A 19666-nucleotide genomic window follows, 5' to 3' on the forward strand; every position below is an offset into this window, starting at 1 on the left:
ACATGGACATAGGTTCCCTGCAGCGAATCGCCTGGGACAACAAGGTGCTGAAGGGCTACAACACCACCGACCTGCCGCTGGAGTTCTGCATGCTCCAGGAAAAGGCGGCCGCCTCCTTCACCGCCTGGCGGAGGGGAAAGGAGATTCTTGGGGAAGAGCTGGCCGACATCGTGCTCTACGTGTCGAGCATCGCCGAGATGACCGGCCTCGATCTGCAGCACGAGGTCAAGGAGAAGGTCGACAAGAACGCGGCACGTCCCGACTGAGAGCCGCGGGCGCCGAGAAGGGTGGTGGGCATGGCCGGTGGCGCGAGCGTCTTCGGTACCCGGGTGAACCGGGTGGAGGACCGGCGGCTGCTCACCTCGGGCGGCGTCTACGTCGACGACCTGCGGGTCCCCGAGCTCGTGGGGGCGGCGTACGTGACCTTTGTGCGTTCCCCTGTCGCGCATGCGGTCATCACCGGCATCGACACGTCCCGGGCGGCGGCCCACCCCGGCGTGGTGGCCGTCTACACGGCGGCGGACCTGACCGACATCCCTCCACCGCAGCCCTTCCAGCAGCCGGAGAACGGCGGCGGATTCTTCGCCGAGCCCCTGCTCGCCGGGGAGAAGGTCAGGTTCGTGGGCGAGCCGGTCGCGGTCGTGCTCACCGACGGGCTGTACGAAGGACAGGACGCCGCGGACCTCGTCGACGTGGCGTACGAGCAGCTCCCCGCGGTCGTGGGTCCCGCCCAGGCGATGCTCGACGACACCCTCCTGTTCGAGGAGGCCGGGACCAACGTCGCCGACCACCGGAACCGCGACACCTACGACGACGCCGTGTTCGCCGACGCGGACGTCGTCGTCGAGCGAGAGATCGTGAACCAGCGCGTGGCCTGCGTCCCGATGGAGTGCCGTGCCACCGCGGCGGCCTTCGACGGCACACGGCTCACGGTCTGGCACAGCAGCCAGAACGCCCAGCGCTGCCGCGGCACCCTCGCCGCGTCCCTGGGCATCTCCCCCGATGCGATCCGCGTGGTCGTCCCCGATGTCGGCGGCGGGTTCGGCGCGAAGATCGGCATCGACCGGGACTCGATCGTCGTCGCCTGGGCCGCCTGGAAGTCCAGATCCGCGGTGCGCTGGGCGGAGAGCCGTGCCGAGAACCTCGTCGCCATGACGCAGGGCCGTGCCCAGCTCAACCGCGTCAAGCTCGGCGGTCGCCGTGACGGCACGATCACGGCGTACCGCCTCGATGTCGTCCAGGACGCGGGCGCCTATCCGCGCACCGGCACCCTCGCCCCCGTGACCTGCACGATGGCCCCGGGCGTATACGACATCCCGCACGTGCAGACCGGTTTCCGCGTCGTCCTCACGAACGCGACCCCCGTCAACAAGTACCGCGGCGCGGGCCGCCCGGAGGCCACGGCCGCCATCGAGCGGGCGGTGGACCTGTTCGCCGCCGAGATCGGCATGGACCCGGCCGAGGTCCGCCGCCGCAACGTCATCGCCGCGGACGCGTTCCCCTTCCGCACCCGAACGGGGGTCCGCTACGACTCCGGTGCGTACGAGGCGGCCCTCGACAAGGTCCTCAAGGCCGCCGACTACCCCCGGCTCAGGGCCGAGCAGGCCGCCCGCAGGGCCAACGGGTGCGTGCGTCTGCTCGGCATCGGCATCTGCGTCTACGTGGAGATGACCGGTGGCGGGGGTGAGACCGCCAAGGTGATCGTGGACGGCAAGGGACAGGCGACTGTCCTGACGGGCAGCTCGGCGCAGGGGCAGGGCCATCACACCGCCTGGTCCGTGCTGGTCGAGGCCGAACTCGGCATCCCGATGGACCTGATCACCGTCGTGCACGGGGACACCGACCTCATCCCGAAGGGCGTCGGCACCTATTCGAGCCGGTCCCTGCAGCTCGGCGGTTCCGCGGTCCTCAAGGCCGCCGCCGACGTCAGGAACCAGGCCCGGCGGCACGCCGCCGACCTCCTCGGCGTCCGTGAGCCCGACGTCGTCCTCAACCCCGGCTCCGGCACCTGGCACCCGGCGGACAGCCCCGACCGGTCCCTGACCTGGGCCCAACTCGTCAAGCACGCCGAGACGGACCTCAGCGCCGACGTCGAATTCGCCTCGGATCAGCCGACGTTCCCGTTCGGTGCGCACCTCTCGGTCGTCGAGGTCGACACCGGGACGGGGCTGACCACACCGCTCCGCCACATCACCCTCGACGACGCGGGCCCGATCCTCACCCCGGTCCTCGCGGAGGGCCAGCGCCACGGCGGCATCGCGCAAGGCATCGCCCAGGCGTTGTACGAGGAGGTGCGCCTCGCCGAGGACGGCAGCCCGCTCAACGCGACCCTCGCGCAGTACGGGACCGTCGCCGCCGCCGATCTGCCGGACTTCGAGCTGGAGTCCGGCGAGACCCCCACGGACGTGAATCCCCTCGGCGTCAAGGGAGTCGGCGAATCGGGGACGATCGGTGCCACTCCCGCGGTGCAGAACGCGGTCGTCGACGCGCTCGCCCACCTCGGGGTCCGGCACATCGACCTGCCGTTGACGCCGGGCCGCGTCTGGGCGGCGATCAGGGACGCGGGCGCCGCACGCCGGTCCCGGCGTTGAACGTACCGACCCACCCATCCGCATGCCGAGAGCGAGGCTGTCGTGATTCGTCCAGCACCACACGGTGTCCGGGATCTCCCGCCGCACACCGAGAACTTGATGACCTCTCAGGAAAGGCGACGCATTCTTCTGCAGGACATCGATGTGGTGATCGACGGCGGCGCGAACGGCGGTCAGTACGCGAAGTGGATGCGCCAGTGCGGTTTTCAGGGGCAGATCATCTCGTTCGAGCCCGCGTCCGAGACGTTCGGTGTGCTGTCCGATGCCGCCCTGCAGGATGACGACTGGCACTGCCACAACGTGGCGCTCGGGCCGGAGGACGGCGAGGTCCGGCTGCACCTGACGCGTACGTCGCTCGGCTCGTCGATCTTCCGGCGGACCGATCTGCACTCCCGCGTATGGCCCAACGACGTAGCGGCCGGTACGGAGTTGGTCCCGATGCGCTCGCTCCGCTCACTCTGGCATGAGCTGGGCTGCGACGGGCGCCGGGTGTATCTGAAGCTGGACGTGGAGGGCGCCGAACTGTCCGTCCTGGAGGGTGCGGGTCCGATCCTCGACCGCATCACGCTGCTCGAACTCGAACTGTCGTTGGTCGACATGCACCACGAGGCACCGCCGTTCGGTGACGTGCTCAGCTTCCTGGACGCTCGGGGATTCTCCGTGGTCGCCCTGGAACAGAACCACAGCGGCGACGACACGACCGGTCAGATGCTGATGATCGACGGCATCTTCAGGGCCCCGAGCGCCGGCTCCGAGCATTGACGGGCAGTTGTTCCGCTTCAGCCGGGCGCACGTCGCCCGCCGGGCGCATCGAGGGAGATCACATGAACCGCATCTCGGTGCGCGTGGACGGCACGACGTACGAGGACGAGGTGGAACCCCGACTCCTCCTCGTCCACTATCTGCGGGAGAGACTGGGCCTGACCGCCACCACGATCGGCTGTGACACCGGGAACTGCGGGGCGTGCACCGTCGATCTGGACGGGGTGAGCGTCAAGAGCTGCTCGGTCCTCGCGGTCCAGGCGGACGACGGCGAGGTGACCACCGTCGAAGGGCTCGCGCAGGACGGCGAGTGGCATCCGCTGCAGCGGTCGTTCCACGAGGATCACGCCCTGCAGTGCGGCTTCTGCACCCCTGGAATGATCATGGCGGCCCGCGATCTGCTGCGCCGGAATCCCGACCCCGGTCCGGCGGAGATCCGGCGCGCGCTGAAGGGCAACCTCTGCCGTTGCACCGGCTACCAGAACATCGTCAAGGCCGTGCTCGCCGCGGCGGCCCGGCAGGACGCGGGGGCGGAACCGGCCGCGAGCGGTGGGGCGGCGTGATCCCCGCGGCATTCGACTACGCGCGCCCGGATACCGTTGGGGAGGCCATCCGCATCCTGACCGAGAGGGGCGAGGAGGCGAAGGTGCTGGCCGGTGGCCAGAGCCTGCTGCCGATGCTGCGACTGCGGCGCGCCTCCCCGAAGTTGGTGGTCGACGTCAACCGGGTGCCGCGGCTCCGCGGCGTCCAGGAGGAGAAAGGCTCGCTCGTCATCGGCGCTATGACCACCCAACACGACGTCATCCACGATGAATTGATCCACCGTCATGCCCCGCTGCTGGCCGCCGCGACGAAGACGGTCGGCGACCCGGCCGTACGTCACCGCGGCACCCTCGGCGGCTCCCTCGCCCACGCCGACCCGGCCGGGGACCTGCCGCCGGCGGTCCTCGCGCTGAACGGCGAGCTGGTGGCGCAGGGCCCGCGCGGGCGGCGCGTCATCCCGGCCGCCGAATTCTTCGTCGACCGCCTGACCAACGCGCTCGGACCCGACGAACTGCTCGTCGAGATCCGGGTGCCCAAGTCGGCGCGGGGCTGGGGCTTCCACTACGAGAAGTTCCACCTCTCCGCGCAGTCCCCCACGCTGGTCGGCGTCGCCGTGGCGGTGCGCCGCGAGGGCGGCCGTATCGCCGAGGCGCGTGTCGCGCTGGCCAACATGGGGGAAACCCCGCTGCGGGCAGCCACGGCCGAGGCGGCCCTGGCCGGTGCGGACGCCACCCCCGAGGCCGTCGCGCGGACCGTCGAAGCCGTGACCGAGGACATCTCGCCGACGGCGTCGGACGGGGGCCCGCCGCCCGAGTACCGGGCCCATCTGGCACGGGTGTTGACGTGCCGCGCCGTCCTCGCCGCGGCCGGGACGGAGCGCCCCTCATGACCGGTACGGCCGAGGCCGCGGCGCCTCCCGAGAGTTCCTCGTCCCAACGATCCGCCGTACGGACCCTGTTACGCCTGTGGCCGTTCGTCCGGCCGGTGCGTGCGCGGCTGTTGACCACGGTGCTCGTCGCCGTGCTCGCCGCCTGCACCGGCCTTGTCATTCCCCTGGTGCTCAAGTGGATGGTGGACGGCCCCGTCGCCGAGGGGGATTCGGCCGGCATCTGGCTGGGCGGCGCCTATCTGCTGCTGCTCGGGGTCGCCGAGGCCGGACTGTCGGGGCTGCGGCGCTGGCTGGTGGCGCGCCCGCTGGCCGCGGTCGAGGCGTCGATGCGCGACGCACTGTACCGGCGCGTACAGCGGCTTCCGATGTCCTTCCACGACTCCTGGTCCTCGGGCCAGCTGCTCTCCCGGGGCACGACGGACCTCAATCTGATCCGGATGTTCCTGACGTTCCCGCTGACGTTCCTGGTGGTCAACGGCCTGACCATCCTCATCGGCTATGTGATCCTGCTCGGGCAGAGCTGGACCCTGGGCCTTGTCCTGCTGACTCCGGTGCCGCCGCTGCTCGTGCTGTGCTCGGTCTTCGAGGCGCGCTATCGGGTCGCCTCGCGCCAGGCCCAGGACCAACTGGGCGATCTGACCACGCTGGTGGAGGAGTCGGTCCTCGGCATCCGGATCATCAAGGGCTTCGGCCGCCACCGCAGCCAGGCCCGCTCCTTCACCGCGCTGGCCCGGCGGGTGCGGTCGAGCGAGCTGCGCAAGACGCGGCTGATGGCCGCGATCTGGGTGGTCAGCTCCGTGCTCCCGGAACTCGCCGTCGGAGTGGCGCTGGTGCTCGGCACGATGCAGGTGGCCGACGGCGCGCTCTCGGCGGGCACGATGGTCGCGTTCCTGTCCACGGTGCTCGCGCTGCGCTGGCCGACGGAGTCGATCGGTTCCCTGCTGGCGATGAGCAACGAAGCGGCCGCGGCCACCGAGCGCTACTTCGAGGTGATGGACCGGCGTACGGAACGGGAAGAGGCGGAAGCGGGAGCGGCAACGCAAGGAGTGGCGCGCGACGCGGCGGACGTGGTGAAGACGTTCGGCGCGCGCGGCGGAACCGGGTCCGGTGAACTGGTCTTCGACGGCCTGGAGTTCCGCTACCCGGACGCGCCACAGGACGCCCCGGCCACCCTGCGCGGCATCGATCTGCGGATCAGGCCCGGTGAAACCATGGCCCTGGTCGGCGCCACGGGCAGCGGCAAGACGACCCTCACCGCGCTGGTCCCCCGCCTGTACGAGCCCACCGGCGGCCGGATCCTGCTCGACGGCCAGGACACCGCATCGCTGACCTGGGAGGAACTGCGGACGCTGGTCGGCGTCGCCTTCGAGGAAGCGACGCTGTTCTCCACGACCGTGGCCGAGAACGTCCTGATGGGCGGGGACGGGCTCACGGACACGGATCTGCTGCGGGCCCTGGAGGTCGCCCAGGCCCATGAGTTCGTGTCCGCGCTCCCGCACGGCCCGCGGACCGAGGTCGGCGAGCAGGGGCTGAGCCTGTCGGGCGGGCAGCGGCAGCGGCTCGCGCTGGCCCGCGCGGTCGCCGCACGGCCGCGCTATCTGATCCTGGACGATCCCCTCTCCGCCCTGGACATCCGGACCGAGGCGATGGTCGAGGAGGCGCTGCGGCGCGTCCTTGCGGACACCACCGCCCTGGTCGTGGCGCACCGCCCGTCCACGGTCCTGCTCGCCGACCGGGTGGCGCTGCTGTCCGGGGGCCGGATCACCGCGGTCGGCACCCATCACGAACTGCTGCGGGACAACGCCGAGTACGCGGCCCTGATGGCGGGCGGCCCCGCGGAGCCCGCGGCTGCCCGCACCGCGCCGGCCGGTCCCGGGGCCCGTACCGGCACACGAGGTGAGGAGGGGGACGGCGTCCGATGACCACGAGCGCGACCACCGGGCAGGCGGACGGACAGGACGGCCCGCACAGGCGTGACACGGACACCGGCCCCGCCGACACCGGAACCAGCACCGACGCCTCCCCTGACAGCACCGCCGCGGACTCCGCACCCGAGCCCGATCCCTTCGACCAGGACGCGCTCCCCACGCCCAAGGGCGCCTCCCGCTCCCTGCTGGGCTCGCTGCTGCGCCCGCACTCCCGCCAGGTGTGGGTGGCGGCCCTGCTGATCCTCTTGCAGCAGGCGGCCATGCAGACGGGCCCGCTCCTCGTCGCGGTCGCCATCGACCGCGCCGTGCCCGCCCTCCGGCGCGACGACTCGGGGCCGCTGCTGGCCGTGGCGACGGCGTATCTGCTGTGCGCGGCGGCCGCGGGCGCTCTGCAGTACGGCTTCGTCCAGCTCTCCGGGCGCCTCAGCCAGAACGTGCTCCTTGAGCTGCGCAGCCGCATCTTCCGGCACTCGCAGGCCCTCAGCCTGGACTTCCACGAGCGCTACACCTCGGGCCGGCTGCTCTCCCGGGCCACCAACGACGTCGAGAACCTGCGCGGGCTGCTCAACAACGGCAACGGCCTGCAGGAGCTGATCGGGATCGGCCTGTCCACGGTCTACATCACGGCGATGCTGCTGTACCTGGACTGGGGCCTCGGGGTCGCCGCGCTCGTCGCCACCCCACCGCTCGCCCTCCTCGTGCGCTCCCTCCAGCGGCGTTCGATGCGCGCCTACCGCAGGAAGTCCACGGCCACCGCGGCCGTCGTCGTGAAGTTCGCCGAAACCCTCAACGGCATCCGGCCGGTGCGGGCGTTCCGCCGGGAACCGGCCAACGACGAGGCGTTCGCCGCGCTCAACAAGCGGCACGAACGGGTCAGCGGCGACGCGACCCTGGAGATGGCGCGCTACGTGGCCTCCTCCCGCCTTGTCGCCAACACCGCGGTGGCCGCGCTCATGGTGTGGAGCGCCTACCGGGTGGCCACCGGCGCCCTGGCGCTGGGCGGGCTCGTCGGGGTGGCGCTGTATCTGCGACGCCTTTACGACCCCATCGACCGGCTGGGGCTGCTGCTCAACACCTACCAGTCGGCGGCCGCCTCCCTGGAGAAGATCGCCGGGCTGCTCACCCAGCGCCCGGGGGTCCCCGAGGCAAAGGCGCCCGTCACACTGCCCGCGCCAGGCGGTGCGGGCCCCGGCCGGGAGGTGGTCCTGGACTCCGTGCACTTCGCCTACCGCACCGGCGGCGAGGTCCTGCCGCGCTTCAGCCTGACGCTCGCGGCGGGCCGCACGGTGGCCGTCGTGGGCCCCACCGGCGCGGGCAAGTCCACCCTCGCCAAACTCCTTGCCCGCTTCTACGACCCCACCGGCGGCCGGGTCCTGCTCGACGGCGTCGACCTGCGCGAGCTGTCCGGCGCCGAGCTGCGCCGCGGCGTGGTCATGGTCACCCAGGAGGCGTTCCTGTTCTCCGGCACGGTCGCGGAGAACATCGCGATCGGCCGCCCGGAGGCCACCCGGGAGGAGATCGAGCATGCCGCGAAGGCGATCGGCGCCCATGACTTCATCGCGGCGCTTCCTGCCGGGTACGACACCGACGTACGCAAACGGGGCGGGCGGATCTCGGCGGGCCAGCGTCAGCTGGTCACCCTGGCGCGCGCCCTGCTGGCCGACCCCGGCGTGCTGATCCTGGACGAGGCGACGAGTTCGCTCGACATCCCCGGCGAGCGGGCCGTGCAGCGTGCCATGCGGACCGTGCTGCACGGCCGTACGGCGGTGGTCATCGCGCACCGTCTGTCCACGGTGGAGATCGCCGACCGGGTCCTCGTGATGGCCGACGGCCGGATCGTGGAGGACGGCACCCCGGCCGAACTCGTGGCCGGGCGTGGCCGCTTCGCCGAGCTGCATCAGGCGTGGCGGGACAGCCTGGCCTGACGGGGGCGGGTCCGGGATCCTCGCGCCGAAGCATCCCCGCGCGCGATGGCCCGGACCCGCCGTACCCCTAGGGGTGCGTCGCGATGAGGCGTCGCAGGGCTGCTTCCGCCGGCGGTCCCCACGTGGCCTTGCCGCCCGTGCGGCCGTGGACTCCGGCATCGCCCACCAGCAGGCAGCCGAGCGCCTTGGCCACCGCCCAGCCGCGGGCGCGGCGCAGCGTGGCCGCGTCGATGTCCGGCGCGTAGCTCTGGTGGAAGCGGTCGACGGCCCCGTCCGGCAGCAGCGTCCAGCAGGCGGCCAGGTCGAGGGCCGGGTCCCCCGCGCACATGTCGCCGAAGTCGATCACGCCACAGAAAGTGCCGTCCCTCGTCAGGACATTGGCCGCGTGCAGGTCTCCGTGCAGCCACACCGACGGACCTGTCCAGGCGGGCGCGGCCAGCGCGTCGTCCCAGATCTCGCGCACGGCGTCCGGGTCGGGAATCAACCCGTGGTTCATGGCCTCCTTGAGGAAATACGCAAAGCCTTCCTCGGCACCGGCCAGCGGACCGCCCCGGCCGTGCCGGCCGGCGGGCGCGTCGTCGGGCGCGGGCCGGTGCAGGGCCGCCAGGAAGGCCGCCAAGGTGTCGGCCGCCTCGGCTCCGCGCGTCGCGGGGGTGCGGTCGGCGGGTTCGCCGTGGACCCAGGTGGTCACGATCCAGTGGCGCGGGAACCGCTCGGAAGGCTGCCCCAGACGCTGTGGAACAGGTACGGGCAAGGGGAGTTGGGGCGCGATGGCCGGGAGCACGGCCTGCTCCTTGAGGAGCAGATCGTCCGCCTCCTGAGTGGCCCAGGGCAGCCGGACCGCAAGGTCCTCACCGAGCCGCCACAGCTGGTTGTCCCACCCGCGGGCACCGAACGTCAGCGGTAAGTCGGCCAGGTCGGGGTGCTGTTCGCGGAGTAACTCCGCGATCAGATCCGCGGTGATGTCGTTTTCAGTTTCCGTCACAGCAGCAACCATAGTGGCGTCGCCGCAACAGCGTGAATCGTGCAACTACTGCGTACGGACGGGGTGTTGGACGGTGCGTCGGGAGGCGTGTTCAGCACGGTCCCGTCTCCTGCCACCAGATGGCGTTCTCGGCGTACCAGCGGACGGTCTTGGCAAGGCCTTCCTCGAACGGGACCCGGGGGGCGTAGCCAAGTGCCCGCAGTTTCGCGTCGGTCAGGGAGTACCGCCGGTCGTGGCCGAGACGGTCCGGCACCTTCTCCACCCGGTCCCAGCCCGCCCCGCAGGCGGCGAGGAGCCGGTCCGTCAGCTCGACGTTGGTCAGCTCGTGGGTACCGGCGACGTGGTACACCTCGCCGACCTCCCCCCGCTCGGCGGCGATCTGGATGCCCCAGCAGTGGTCGGTGACGTGGATCCAGTCCCGTACGTTGCCGCCGTCGCCGTAGAGCGGCACCGTGCCTCCGGTGAGCAGCCGGGTCACGAACCTCGGGATGGCCTTCTCCGGGTGCTGGTACGGCCCGTAGTTGTTGCCGCAACGGGTGATGACCACGGGCAGCCCGTGGGTGACGTGATAGGCGCGCGCGAGCAGATCACTGCCCGCCTTCGATGCCGCGTACGGCGAGTTGGGGGCGAGCGGCGCGGTCTCGTCCCAGGATCCGGAGCCGATGGAGCCGTACACCTCGTCGGTGGAGACGTGCACGACGCGAGCGACACCGGCCTCCAGGCAGGCGTCGAAGAGCCGCTGCACACCGAGCACGTTGGTGCGCATGAAGTCGGCGGCTCCGGCGATCGAGCGGTCCACGTGGGACTCGGCCGCGAAGCTCACCACCACGTCGTGCCCCGGCACCACCCGCTCGAGGAGGGCACGGTCGCCGATGTCGCCGTGCACGAAGGTGAACCGCCTGTCCACCGGCGCCAGGTTGGCGAGGTTGCCCGCGTAGGTGAGCAGGTCGAGCACGGTCACCTGGGCGCTCCGCCAGGCCGGGTAGGCGCCGGAGAGCAGCTCGCGCACATAGGCCGATCCGATGAAGCCCGCGCCGCCGGTCACGAGTACGCGCATATCTGCACCTTGCTGTGATCGCCGAGGACCAGCCGATGTGCCCGTGGCGTCCGCGGCGCCGGGGTCACCTCCACCTCGTGGCCGATGAGGGATGCCTCGATGCGCCGCACGCCGCGGATCACGGCCCCCCGCAGGACGACGGAGTACTCCAGTTCGCTGTCGATGATCTGGCAGTCCTCCGCGACCGAGGTGAACGGCCCCAGGTAGGAGTCCTTCACCACGCTGCCGGGTCCGACGACGGCCGGGCCCACGATGCGCGAATTGCGGACCACGGCGCCGGGCGCCACGGTCACCCGGCCGATCAGCTCCGAGTCGCGGACCACACCGGCGAGTTCGGGTTCCATCGCCTCCAGGACGAGCCGGTTCACCTCCAGCATGTCGGCGACGTTGCCGGTGTCCTTCCAGTAGCCCTCGGTGATCGTCGTCGCCACCGGATGACCGGCGTCGACCAGGCCGGAGATGGCCTTGCTGATCTCCAGCTCACCCCGGTCCGAGGGGGTCAGACCGGCCACGATCGGATGCACCGCCGCGGTGAACAGGAAGACGCCGACCAGCGCCAGGTCGCTCTTGGGCTTCTCGGGCTTCTCCTCCAGGCCGATCAGCCGTCCCTCGGCGTCGAGTTCGGCCACGCCGAACGGACGGGGGTCGGCGACCTTGGTCAGCATGATCTGCGCCGCGGGGCGCTCCGTGCGGAACCGCTCCACCAGCTCCGAGATGCCGCCGATGAGGAAGTTGTCGCCGAGGTACATGACGAAGTCGTCGTCGCCCAGGTACTCGCGGGCGATCAGCACCGCGTGCGCCAGGCCGAGCGGGGCCGCCTGGGGCAGGTAGGTGACGTCGAGGCCGAAGGCCGATCCGTCCCCGACGGCGTCCTTGATCGCCTGCGCGGTGTCGCCCACCACGATGCCGACGTCGGTGATCCCCGCCTCGGCGATCGCCTCCAGGCCGTAGAAGAGCACGGGTTTGTTCGCCACCGGCACCAGTTGTTTGGCGGAGGTGTGGGTGATCGGCCGTAGGCGGGTTCCGGAACCTCCGGCGAGAACCAAAGCTTTCACTTCATCTCTCCCTCTCCGCACCGCTCAATAACGGGGGCGCTCACCATCGTCGAGCGGCGGGATGTTCGGCAGTTCGCTCAGTGTAGGACAGCCCGGCCCGATCGTGATCCGAGTTGTGAAGGCAATCGGAGAAACAGGCTCGGCGATTATCGCTCCGAAACTCCTGGCGTGCCCGGTGGGAGTCGGGTCGGTCAACTGACGGCGGCCGGTTCCCCGTGGCTGAAGAGCCAATAGGCAGGGGGAAGGGTCACCATGGACTATTAATCTGGCAGCAACGGCCCGTTCTTGGGCGTGAGTTGGTCTGCGACACCGTTCCCGACACCCCTCGACGATACTGAATAAGCAGTTTCGGAGCAATGGGTGCACAGGGCACGAAAAGCGTGCGAGGAAATCGGAGAGGAGCCAGAATGCTGCACGTCTGGACTGCGGAGTGAATGCGTCTCCGGAACACGCGACCAGAGGATTGTCGTTCGGCGAAATCGTCGATCGTTACGATAGGTTTCGGCCCGGCCTGCCCGAGGCGGCCGTGGACTGGCTCGTCCCCGACGGCTGCGGGACGGTGGTCGACCTCGCCGCGGGCACCGGTGCGCTGACCCGGAGCCTCGTGGATCGCGTGGAACACGTCGTCGCGGTGGAACCCGACCCCCGGATGCTGGAGACCCTCGGCCGCAACTGCCCGGCGGCCAGGGCCCTTTCGGGGACCGGCGAGCAGATCCCGCTGCCCGACGGGCAGGCCGACGCCGTACTGATCTCCATGGCCTGGCACTGGATGGATCCGCAGCGGGCCGTCCCGGAGATCGCGCGGGTGCTCCGCGCCGGCGGGACGTTCGGTGTGGCGTGGAACCACCGGGACGTCTCCGTTCCCTGGGTGGCCGAACTCGACCGCTTCACCCGTGCGCTGCGGGCCCGCGCTCTCGCCGACGGCCCCGCGGGCACCACCGCGGCGCCGACCAGGGAGGCCGTGGATCCGCCGACCGGATCGCTGTTCTCCGCACTCACCGAGATGCGTATGACCTGGTCGCAGCCGGTGACCGCGGAGGAGATCGTGGGGCTCCTGGGCACCGACGCCAGCGCGATCGCGCTGCCGGTCGACGCCCGGAGCGCCGTGGACGAGCAGGTGGCTGCGTACGTGCGAGAGGAACTGGATCTGTCCGGGGACCGGACGATCGATCTGCCGATCGCCTGTCGGTGCCTGCGTGCCACCAAGAACGCCTGAGCTGCATCACAGAGGGCTTCTGCCTGCGCCTCGCACGCCCCGGCGACATCTCACGGACTTCAGCCATGGAGGCAACCGCACATGCTCAAGATCGGCTTGGTACAGCAGAGCGCCTGGGACCTTCCCGTCGACTCGATGCCCCTGGCGGCCGGCTATCTCAAGGCAGTGCTCGACGCCGATCCCGACATAGGTCCCGAAGTCGACATACGCATCCACAACATGCGCGGTGGATGGCCCGTGAACGAGATGACGCGGGCCATCTTCCACGAGGACGTCCCTGACGTCCTCGCGTTCTCCGTGGTGGGCTGGAACTACCGGAACTTCTCCCTGCTGGCCGAAGTGCACAAGCAGTTGAAGCCCGACGGGTTCACCGTCTTCGGCGGAAATCACGTGAGCCACCAGGCCCAGAAGGTGTTCCGGGAATGCCCCGACGTGGACATCGTGGTGAACGGCGAGGGTGAGCTGACATTCCGCGAACTGATCGCGGCCGTCCTCGCCGACCGGCACTCCCCCGATCTCTCGACCGTGTCAGGACTCTCGTTCCGCACGCCCGACAAGGACTTCTCCACCACGCCCGACCGGGACAGGATCGACGACCTCGACATCATCCCTTCGCCGTTCCTCACCGGAACGATCCCGCTGCTCGACAAGAACGGCCACTTCCCTTACGAGTTCGCCCTGATGGAGACCAACCGGGGCTGCCCGTACCGCTGTTCCTTCTGCTACTGGGGCGGGGCGACCGGTCAGCGGGTGCGCTCCTTCTCCCGGGACCGGCTTGCCGCCGAACTGGACCTGTTCGGATACCACCAGGTCCCCACCGTGTTCCTGTGCGACGCGAACTTCGGAATGCTCGAAGCCGACGAGGAGTTCACCGAGGACCTGCTGAAGATCCGCGAGAAGTACGGGTTTCCGACCTCGCTGGAGGCCAACTGGGCCAAGAACAAGTCGCAGCGCTTCCACCGCATCGTACGCACCCTGAAACAGAACGGCTTGAAGAGTTCCTTCACGCTCGCCCTGCAGACCCTCTCCGACGAGGCGCTCACCGACATGCGGCGGCGCAACATGAAGCTCAACCAGTGGCAGGACCTCGCCGAATGGCTCGCCGCCGAGGGCATGGAATCCTTCGTCGAGCTGATCTGGGGCGCCCCCGGTGAAACCGTCGATTCGTTCCTCGACGGCTACGACCGCATCGCCGAGAAGGTGCCCCGCATCGCCGTCTATCCGCTGCTCCTGCTGCCCAACACGGACTACAGCGAGAAACGGGAGCTCCACGGCTTCGTCACCGTGCGCGGGGAGTCGGACGACTTCGAGTACGTGCTGGCCAGCCGCAGTGCCACCCTCGCCGAGAACTTCGCGATGCAGCGCTTCATGTTCCTGGCCCGCATCCTGGGCGAGAACCAGTACTTCAAGCGGCTGTGGCATCCGGCGAGGCTCCTCGCGGGAATGCCTCAGTCCCACGTCATCCGCTCGTTGATGGAGTGGATCGAGGCCTCCGACCATCCGTCCGTGGTGGCGTTCGGCGAGACGTTTCCCGTGCTCGCCGAATCGCCGGCCGTCGCCGCCGGGCATCGGATGCTGTACTCCGATCCGGAACTCGACGCGGAGATCGAACGCTGGTGGAACGAACGGGTCGTTTCCCGATTCCCGGCCGAATGGGCCGAGTTCGGTCCGCACCTGTATCGCTTCGAACGCCACTCCCGCCCCGTCTACCAGCCGCCGGGGGCGAGCGTGCCCGATGCCTGGCGCGTCGACGAGAGCGGCGACGAGTATGTGCTCAAGGACCCGGCGAAGTTTCCGTTCGACGTCATGGCCTCGTACGAGCGGCTCGCCGCGGGTGTGCTCACGCCTCCCGAGCCGGAGCCGACCACGTATGAATTCCGCTCTCGCCGCGGTTTCTACCTCCACCTCGACAATCACGAGACCGGAGCGCACTACTTCGCGACGGCGACCCCGCTGGCACCGGACACCCCGGCCCCCGCATCACCGGGGTCCCTGAGCCTTGCATCGAAGACCTCCTGACTGCCTGGCATCCCCCACACCGCCAAGCGGCATGTGTCACGCTGCGCCCGACCCCGATCAGGCGCAACGTGACGCCTGTTAGGCTGCGCACGAACTGAACTGTTGAGCGAGGAGTCGCAGACGTGGCGGGTGAAGACGACATCTCCGGGTGAGACCCGGTTGTGACGGCCGTCGGACGGCGCTGTGAGAGCGCCGGTGCCGAGGCCGCTTTGTCGTACCCCCTTCTCCCACACTTCCCGGGGCAGAACTCTGTCTGCCCTCGATCCTCGCGAGGTCATTCCCCATGTCCGACGCCGCTGTCGTCTGCTCGAATCTCTTCTTCGCCTGGCCCGACGACACCCCGGTCTTCGACGACCTGTCCTTCACCGTGGCCACCGGACGTACCGGTCTCGTGGCTCCCAACGGCTCCGGAAAGAGCACGCTGCTCAAGCTGATCGCCGGTCACCTCACGCCCGCCACCGGCTCGTTGACGGTCGACGGCACGCTCGGGTACCTCCCCCAGAGCCTCCCGCTGACCGGGAATCTCACGGTCGCCGAGGTGCTCGGCATCGCCGCGGTGGTCCGCGCGATCGACGCCGTCGAGTCCGGTGACGTGAGTGAGGAGCACTTCACCACCATCGGCGACGACTGGGACATCGAGGAACGCACCCGCGCCCAGCTCGACCGCCTCGGCCTTGCCGACCTCACCCTCGACCGCAGCCTCAGCACGCTCAGCGGCGGCCAGATCGTGTCCCTGGGACTCGCCGCCCAGCTGCTCGGGCGACCCGACGTCCTGCTGCTCGACGAGCCGACCAACAACCTCGACGCGGCCGCCCGGCACAAGCTCTACGACGTCCTTTCGGACTTCCACGGCTGCCTGCTCCTGGTCAGCCACGATCGCGCGCTGCTCGACCGCATGGACCGCATCGCCGAACTCGGCAGCGGCGAACTGCGCTTCCACGGAGGCAACTTCACGGCGTACGAAGAGGCCGTACGCGCCGAGCAGGAGGTCGCCGAGAAGAACGTCCGCAACGCCGAGCAGGAGCTGAAGCGCGAGAAGCGCGAAATGCAGCAGGCCCGCGAACGTGCCGAGCGGCGGCAGAGCAACGCCGCCCGCAACCTCAAGAACGCCGGTCTCCCCCGCATCTTCGCCGGCACCATGAAGCGCGGCGCGCAGGAGTCCGCCGGCCGGGCGGGGCAGCTGCACTCGGCCCGGGTCGGCGAGGCCAAGGCGCGGCTCGACGAGGCCGGGCGGGCGCTGCGCGAGGAGCAGCGCATCACCCTCGAACTGCCCGACACACAGGTGCCCGCCGGGCGCAACCTCTTCCTCGGCGAGGGCATGCAGGTCCACCATGCCGGACGCGCCGTGTTCACCGACGGCGGCGTCGACCTGAACATCCGCGGCCCCGAGCGCATCGCGCTGACCGGACCCAACGGCGCGGGCAAGACCACCCTCCTGCGACTGGTCACCGGCGACCTCGCCCCGGGCGGCGGCGAGGTCAGGCGCGGCCACGGCAGGATCGCCCATCTCTCGCAGCGCCTCGACCTGTTGGACCTGGACCGCACCGTGGCGGAGAACTTCGCCTCGTTCGCGCCGGAGCGGCCCGAGGCGGAGCGGATGAACCTGCTCGCCCGCTTCCTCTTCCGGGGCGCGCGGGCGCACCTTCCCGTCGGGGTGCTCTCCGGCGGCGAGCGGCTGCGCGCCACCCTGGCGTGCGTGCTGTGCGCCGAACCGGCGCCCCATCTGCTCCTGCTCGACGAGCCGACCAACAATCTCGACCTGGTCAGCGCGGGCCAGCTGGAGAGCGCGCTCAATTCCTACCAGGGCGCCTTCGTGGTGATCAGCCACGACGAGCGGTTCCTCGCCGAGATCGGCGTGAACCGCTGGCTGCGGCTCGCCGACGGAGTGCTCGAGGAGACCGGGGCTCCCGCGGTGTGATCCGCCGACGTGCGAAGTGGCCCGCCGAGGCCGTGCGCCCGGCGGGCCGACCGCCGCGCTCAATCGCCCGATCGACCGATCACGTTGGACGGATTCCCATGCCCGTACCCGCTCTGCTCGCCCACGGCCTCGTCCGCAACCTCGGTGGCCGACGTGTCCTCGACGGTGTCTCCCTGACCGCGTCCCCCGGCCACCGCATCGGCCTGATCGGGGAGAACGGCGTCGGCAAGTCCACCCTGCTGAGGGTGCTCGCCGGTGCGGACGAACCCGACGCGGGAAGCGTCTCCCGCCCCGGCGACCTCGGATTCCTGCACCAGGAGATGCCCTTCGACGAGGCGTCGACCATCGCCACGGTGCTGGACGACACGCTGTGCGAGGCCCGCGAGGACCTCGCACAGCTCGAACGGCTCGGCGCCGAACTCGCCCGCGTCCCCGAGGACACCCCCGACCACCACGAACTCCTCGCCGCCTACGGCAGGCGTCTCGAACAGGCCCAGGACCGTGAGTCCTGGGACGCCGACCGCCGCGCGGCCCTGGTCCTCGACGGCCTGGGCCTGGGCGCGCTCGGACACGACCGTACGCTCGGCTCGCTGTCCGGCGGGCAGCGCGGCCGCCTCGCCCTGGCCGCGCTGCTGGTCCGGCGTCCTTCGGCGCTGCTCCTCGACGAGCCGACCAACCACCTCGACGACAATGCCGCCGCCTTCCTGGAACAGCAGATCCGCGAGCTGCCCGGAACCGTGGTGGCCGCCAGCCACGACCGGACGTTCCTCGACGCCGTCTGCACCGACCTGATCGACCTCGACCCGTCGGCGGACGGTCCGGTCCGCCATGGCGGCAACTACAGCGCCTACCTGGGCGAGAAGCGCGCCGAACGCGAGCGCTGGGAACGGCGGTACGCGGAGGAGCAGGCGGAGCTGGCAGAACTGCGTCACGCGGCGGGCGTGACCGCACGCCTGGTCGCGCCGGACCGCGGGCGGCGCGACAACGAGAAGATGGGCTACGGCCACCGTGCGGGCCGGGTCCAGAACCAGATCTCCCGCCGCGTACGCAACGCCACCCGGCGCCTCGACGAGCTGGAGCGCGTCCGGGTCGCCGAGCCGCCGAGCCCGCTGCGGTTCGCCACCGGGGCCCTGGCGTCGACGGCGGAGACAGACCCTCGGCCCCTGGTCTCGTTGCGGGACGTACGCGTACCTGACCGACTCGCTCTCGACGCTCTGGACGTGTCGGCGACCGACCGGCTCCTGGTCACGGGCGGCAACGGCGTCGGCAAGTCGACACTGCTTTCCGTGCTCGCCGGACGGCTCGCCGCCGAGGGCGTGGTGCGCAGGCGGCGTCGTCTCACCGTGGGGCTGCTCGCCCAGGACACCGTGTTCGACCGGCCCGACCGCACGGTCCATGACACCTATGTGCTGGCGCTGGGCCCGGCACGGGCCGAGGAGGTGCCCCTGAGCTCGCTCGGCCTGCTGCACACGGCGGACCTGGAGAAGCCCGTCGGCCGACTCTCCGTCGGGCAGCGCCGACGGCTCGCACTCGCCCTCCTGATGGCCCGCCCGCCCCACCTGCTGCTGCTCGACGAGCCGACCAACCATCTTTCCCCGCGCCTGTGCGACGAGTTGGAGGAGGCCCTGGGCGGCGGACCGGGCGCGATCGTCCTCGCGAGCCACGACCGCTGGCTGCGCCGACGATGGGAGGGCCGCGAACTCCGCCTCGGGCCGGGAGGCGGACCGGGACAGCGGGAGGACGCGGCGGCCCGCGCGGTGTAGACCGGCTCGGCCCTCGGCCCTCTGCGGGAGCCCGCTCCAGGGCGCACCGCACAACGCACGAGTCCCCACCCCGACTTCACGGGGTGGGGACTCGGTTCGGAGCGCCGGGCAGGCCTTGCACCTGCATTTCCCCGCAGGAAGCGGGGCGTCTTTCCTTGGACCACCAACGCATGCTCAGCCACCGGGAGTTCCGGCGACCGCTCAAGATCCACTATAGCCCACCGCGCGCACCGGTCGCACCACCATGGCCAGCACCCAGACAGGCGGGATGGAGGTGGATGCGTCCATCACGGTGGGCCGGGCGCTTCCCGGCGTTCGACCGGGTCGCCAGCCCAGTGATTCCTCCACACTTGCGGCGTTTGTCGATCGGCTCCTACGGTGGCGTCTCGTTCCGAAGATCGCCTCGCGCGCCGGGTGTCCGCCGGGTGTCCTGTCGGCAGGACGGCAGCGATCGGCGCACCTCCGCCCGGTGCCGTTCCGGCGCCTGGCCTGGCGATCTCCCCTTTCACGTCACCCCGCAACGCCTAAGGACGGTGGCAGTTGGGCACGAACCACTTCGACTTCAGACAGGCGGCCAGGGCCGAACGCCTGGCGTACGCGGAGCGGAAGTGGACCGACTCGCGCCCGAAGAGCCTGCGGGAGGGCATGGCGGCGGGCTGAACACCGGTCGGGTTCTTCCGGGTTGACGTACGGCGGAACCCGCACGCTGACCGAAACGGGACGGCAGCGACGGCCACCCGGCTGCCCGGTCGGGCGATCGGCGTCGCCCGGGCAAACGCTCTGCCCCACCCGAGCCGAGCACTCCGCTCCACCTGCTCCGAGCGCCGAGGCGCTCCCCCCATGTCCTACCGATGGAACTACCGATGGATCTGCCGATGGAACTGCCGATGGTTCCGCCGATTTGGAGACACAATGATCCCGTTATCGTTCGCACAGCGTCGACTCTGGTTCGTGGACCGCTTCGAAGGCCCGTCGCCGACCTACAACGGCGCGTTTTCCCTGCGGCTGACCGGTG

The 19666-nt window shown here is 70.5% G+C and carries 14 protein-coding genes; 11 read left to right on the plus strand and 3 right to left on the minus strand.

Going from position 1 to position 19666, the window contains the following annotated elements:
• Positions 1-2 precede the first annotated feature (2 nt).
• The 7 genes from ACFWZ2_RS33280 (at position 3) to ACFWZ2_RS33310 (ending at position 8638) form a co-directional block, all read left to right on the plus strand.
• Positions 3-266, plus strand: a complete 264-nt coding sequence (locus ACFWZ2_RS33280) for a hypothetical protein (RefSeq protein ID WP_384552068.1) — start codon at positions 3-5, stop codon at positions 264-266.
• Between the two features lie 30 nt (positions 267-296).
• A complete protein-coding gene (locus ACFWZ2_RS33285; protein ID WP_384552070.1) occupies positions 297-2591 on the plus strand; it encodes a xanthine dehydrogenase family protein molybdopterin-binding subunit in 2295 nt (764 codons plus the stop codon).
• Positions 2592-2690: 99 nt separating this feature from the next.
• Positions 2691-3353 (plus strand): FkbM family methyltransferase, encoded by a 663-nt coding sequence (locus ACFWZ2_RS33290; protein ID WP_384552072.1) that lies wholly within the window; start codon positions 2691-2693, stop codon positions 3351-3353.
• A gap of 62 nt (positions 3354-3415) precedes the next feature.
• Positions 3416-3916 carry a (2Fe-2S)-binding protein gene (locus tag ACFWZ2_RS33295; protein WP_384552074.1) on the plus strand — a complete coding sequence of 167 codons (501 nt, stop codon included), beginning with the start codon at positions 3416-3418 and terminating at the stop codon, positions 3914-3916.
• The gene (locus tag ACFWZ2_RS33300) at positions 3913-4785 is read left to right on the plus strand and encodes an FAD binding domain-containing protein (RefSeq protein ID WP_384552076.1); all 873 of its coding nucleotides are present in this window, start codon (positions 3913-3915) and stop codon (positions 4783-4785) included. The genes ACFWZ2_RS33295 and ACFWZ2_RS33300 overlap by 4 nt, the downstream gene beginning before the upstream one ends.
• Positions 4782-6707: an ABC transporter ATP-binding protein gene (locus tag ACFWZ2_RS33305; RefSeq protein WP_384552078.1), complete on the plus strand. Its 1926-nt coding sequence runs from the start codon at positions 4782-4784 to the stop codon at positions 6705-6707. Before ACFWZ2_RS33300 ends, ACFWZ2_RS33305 begins: the two co-directional genes overlap by 4 nt.
• The gene (locus tag ACFWZ2_RS33310) at positions 6704-8638 is read left to right on the plus strand and encodes an ABC transporter ATP-binding protein (protein ID WP_384552080.1); all 1935 of its coding nucleotides are present in this window, start codon (positions 6704-6706) and stop codon (positions 8636-8638) included. Before ACFWZ2_RS33305 ends, ACFWZ2_RS33310 begins: the two co-directional genes overlap by 4 nt.
• 67 nt (positions 8639-8705) lie before the next feature.
• Here ACFWZ2_RS33310 and ACFWZ2_RS33315 read toward each other — a convergent pair whose 3' ends face one another.
• The 3 genes from ACFWZ2_RS33315 to ACFWZ2_RS33325 form a co-directional block, all read right to left on the minus strand.
• Positions 8706-9635 (minus strand): aminoglycoside phosphotransferase family protein, encoded by a 930-nt coding sequence (locus ACFWZ2_RS33315; protein ID WP_384552082.1) that lies wholly within the window; start codon positions 9633-9635, stop codon positions 8706-8708.
• A 79-nt stretch (positions 9636-9714) separates the two neighbouring features.
• A complete protein-coding gene (gene rfbB / locus ACFWZ2_RS33320) occupies positions 9715-10680 on the minus strand; it encodes a dTDP-glucose 4,6-dehydratase (RefSeq protein ID WP_384552083.1) in 966 nt (321 codons plus the stop codon).
• Positions 10665-11735, minus strand: a complete 1071-nt coding sequence (locus tag ACFWZ2_RS33325; RefSeq protein WP_384552085.1) for a glucose-1-phosphate thymidylyltransferase — start codon at positions 11733-11735, stop codon at positions 10665-10667. Before ACFWZ2_RS33325 ends, rfbB begins: the two co-directional genes overlap by 16 nt.
• A 526-nt stretch (positions 11736-12261) precedes the next feature.
• Here ACFWZ2_RS33325 and ACFWZ2_RS33330 point away from each other — a divergent pair.
• The 4 genes from ACFWZ2_RS33330 to ACFWZ2_RS33345 all read left to right on the plus strand — a co-directional run bounded on the left by ACFWZ2_RS33330 (position 12262) and on the right by ACFWZ2_RS33345 (position 18651).
• Entirely contained in the window at positions 12262-12951 is a 690-nt protein-coding gene (locus tag ACFWZ2_RS33330; protein ID WP_384552087.1) for a class I SAM-dependent methyltransferase, read from the plus strand.
• An 81-nt stretch (positions 12952-13032) separates the two neighbouring features.
• Positions 13033-14970: a KedN5 family methylcobalamin-dependent radical SAM C-methyltransferase gene (locus ACFWZ2_RS33335; RefSeq protein ID WP_384552089.1), complete on the plus strand. Its 1938-nt coding sequence runs from the start codon at positions 13033-13035 to the stop codon at positions 14968-14970.
• A 283-nt stretch (positions 14971-15253) separates the two neighbouring features.
• Positions 15254-16888, plus strand: a complete 1635-nt coding sequence (abc-f, locus tag ACFWZ2_RS33340) for a ribosomal protection-like ABC-F family protein (RefSeq protein WP_384552091.1) — start codon at positions 15254-15256, stop codon at positions 16886-16888.
• A 98-nt stretch (positions 16889-16986) separates the two neighbouring features.
• A complete protein-coding gene (locus tag ACFWZ2_RS33345) occupies positions 16987-18651 on the plus strand; it encodes an ABC-F family ATP-binding cassette domain-containing protein (protein WP_384552093.1) in 1665 nt (554 codons plus the stop codon).
• Positions 18652-19666 lie beyond the last annotated feature (1015 nt).

It is taken from the genome of Streptomyces sp. NPDC059002 (assembly GCF_042740435.1).
Lineage (GTDB): Bacteria > Actinomycetota > Actinomycetes > Streptomycetales > Streptomycetaceae > Streptomyces.

Coding starts and splice junctions, on each gene's coding strand:
- ACFWZ2_RS33280 (WP_384552068.1), top strand. CDS start 3: ATGGACATAGGTTCCCTGCAGCGAATCGCCTGGGACAACAAGGTGCTG.
- ACFWZ2_RS33285 (WP_384552070.1), top strand. CDS start 297: ATGGCCGGTGGCGCGAGCGTCTTCGGTACCCGGGTGAACCGGGTGGAG.
- ACFWZ2_RS33290 (WP_384552072.1), top strand. CDS start 2,691: ATGACCTCTCAGGAAAGGCGACGCATTCTTCTGCAGGACATCGATGTG.
- ACFWZ2_RS33295 (WP_384552074.1), top strand. CDS start 3,416: ATGAACCGCATCTCGGTGCGCGTGGACGGCACGACGTACGAGGACGAG.
- ACFWZ2_RS33305 (WP_384552078.1), top strand. CDS start 4,782: ATGACCGGTACGGCCGAGGCCGCGGCGCCTCCCGAGAGTTCCTCGTCC.
- ACFWZ2_RS33310 (WP_384552080.1), top strand. CDS start 6,704: ATGACCACGAGCGCGACCACCGGGCAGGCGGACGGACAGGACGGCCCG.
- ACFWZ2_RS33315 (WP_384552082.1), bottom strand. CDS start 9,635: ATGGTTGCTGCTGTGACGGAAACTGAAAACGACATCACCGCGGATCTG.
- rfbB (WP_384552083.1), bottom strand. CDS start 10,680: ATGCGCGTACTCGTGACCGGCGGCGCGGGCTTCATCGGATCGGCCTAT.
- ACFWZ2_RS33335 (WP_384552089.1), top strand. CDS start 13,033: ATGCTCAAGATCGGCTTGGTACAGCAGAGCGCCTGGGACCTTCCCGTC.
- abc-f (WP_384552091.1), top strand. CDS start 15,254: ATGTCCGACGCCGCTGTCGTCTGCTCGAATCTCTTCTTCGCCTGGCCC.
- ACFWZ2_RS33345 (WP_384552093.1), top strand. CDS start 16,987: ATGCCCGTACCCGCTCTGCTCGCCCACGGCCTCGTCCGCAACCTCGGT.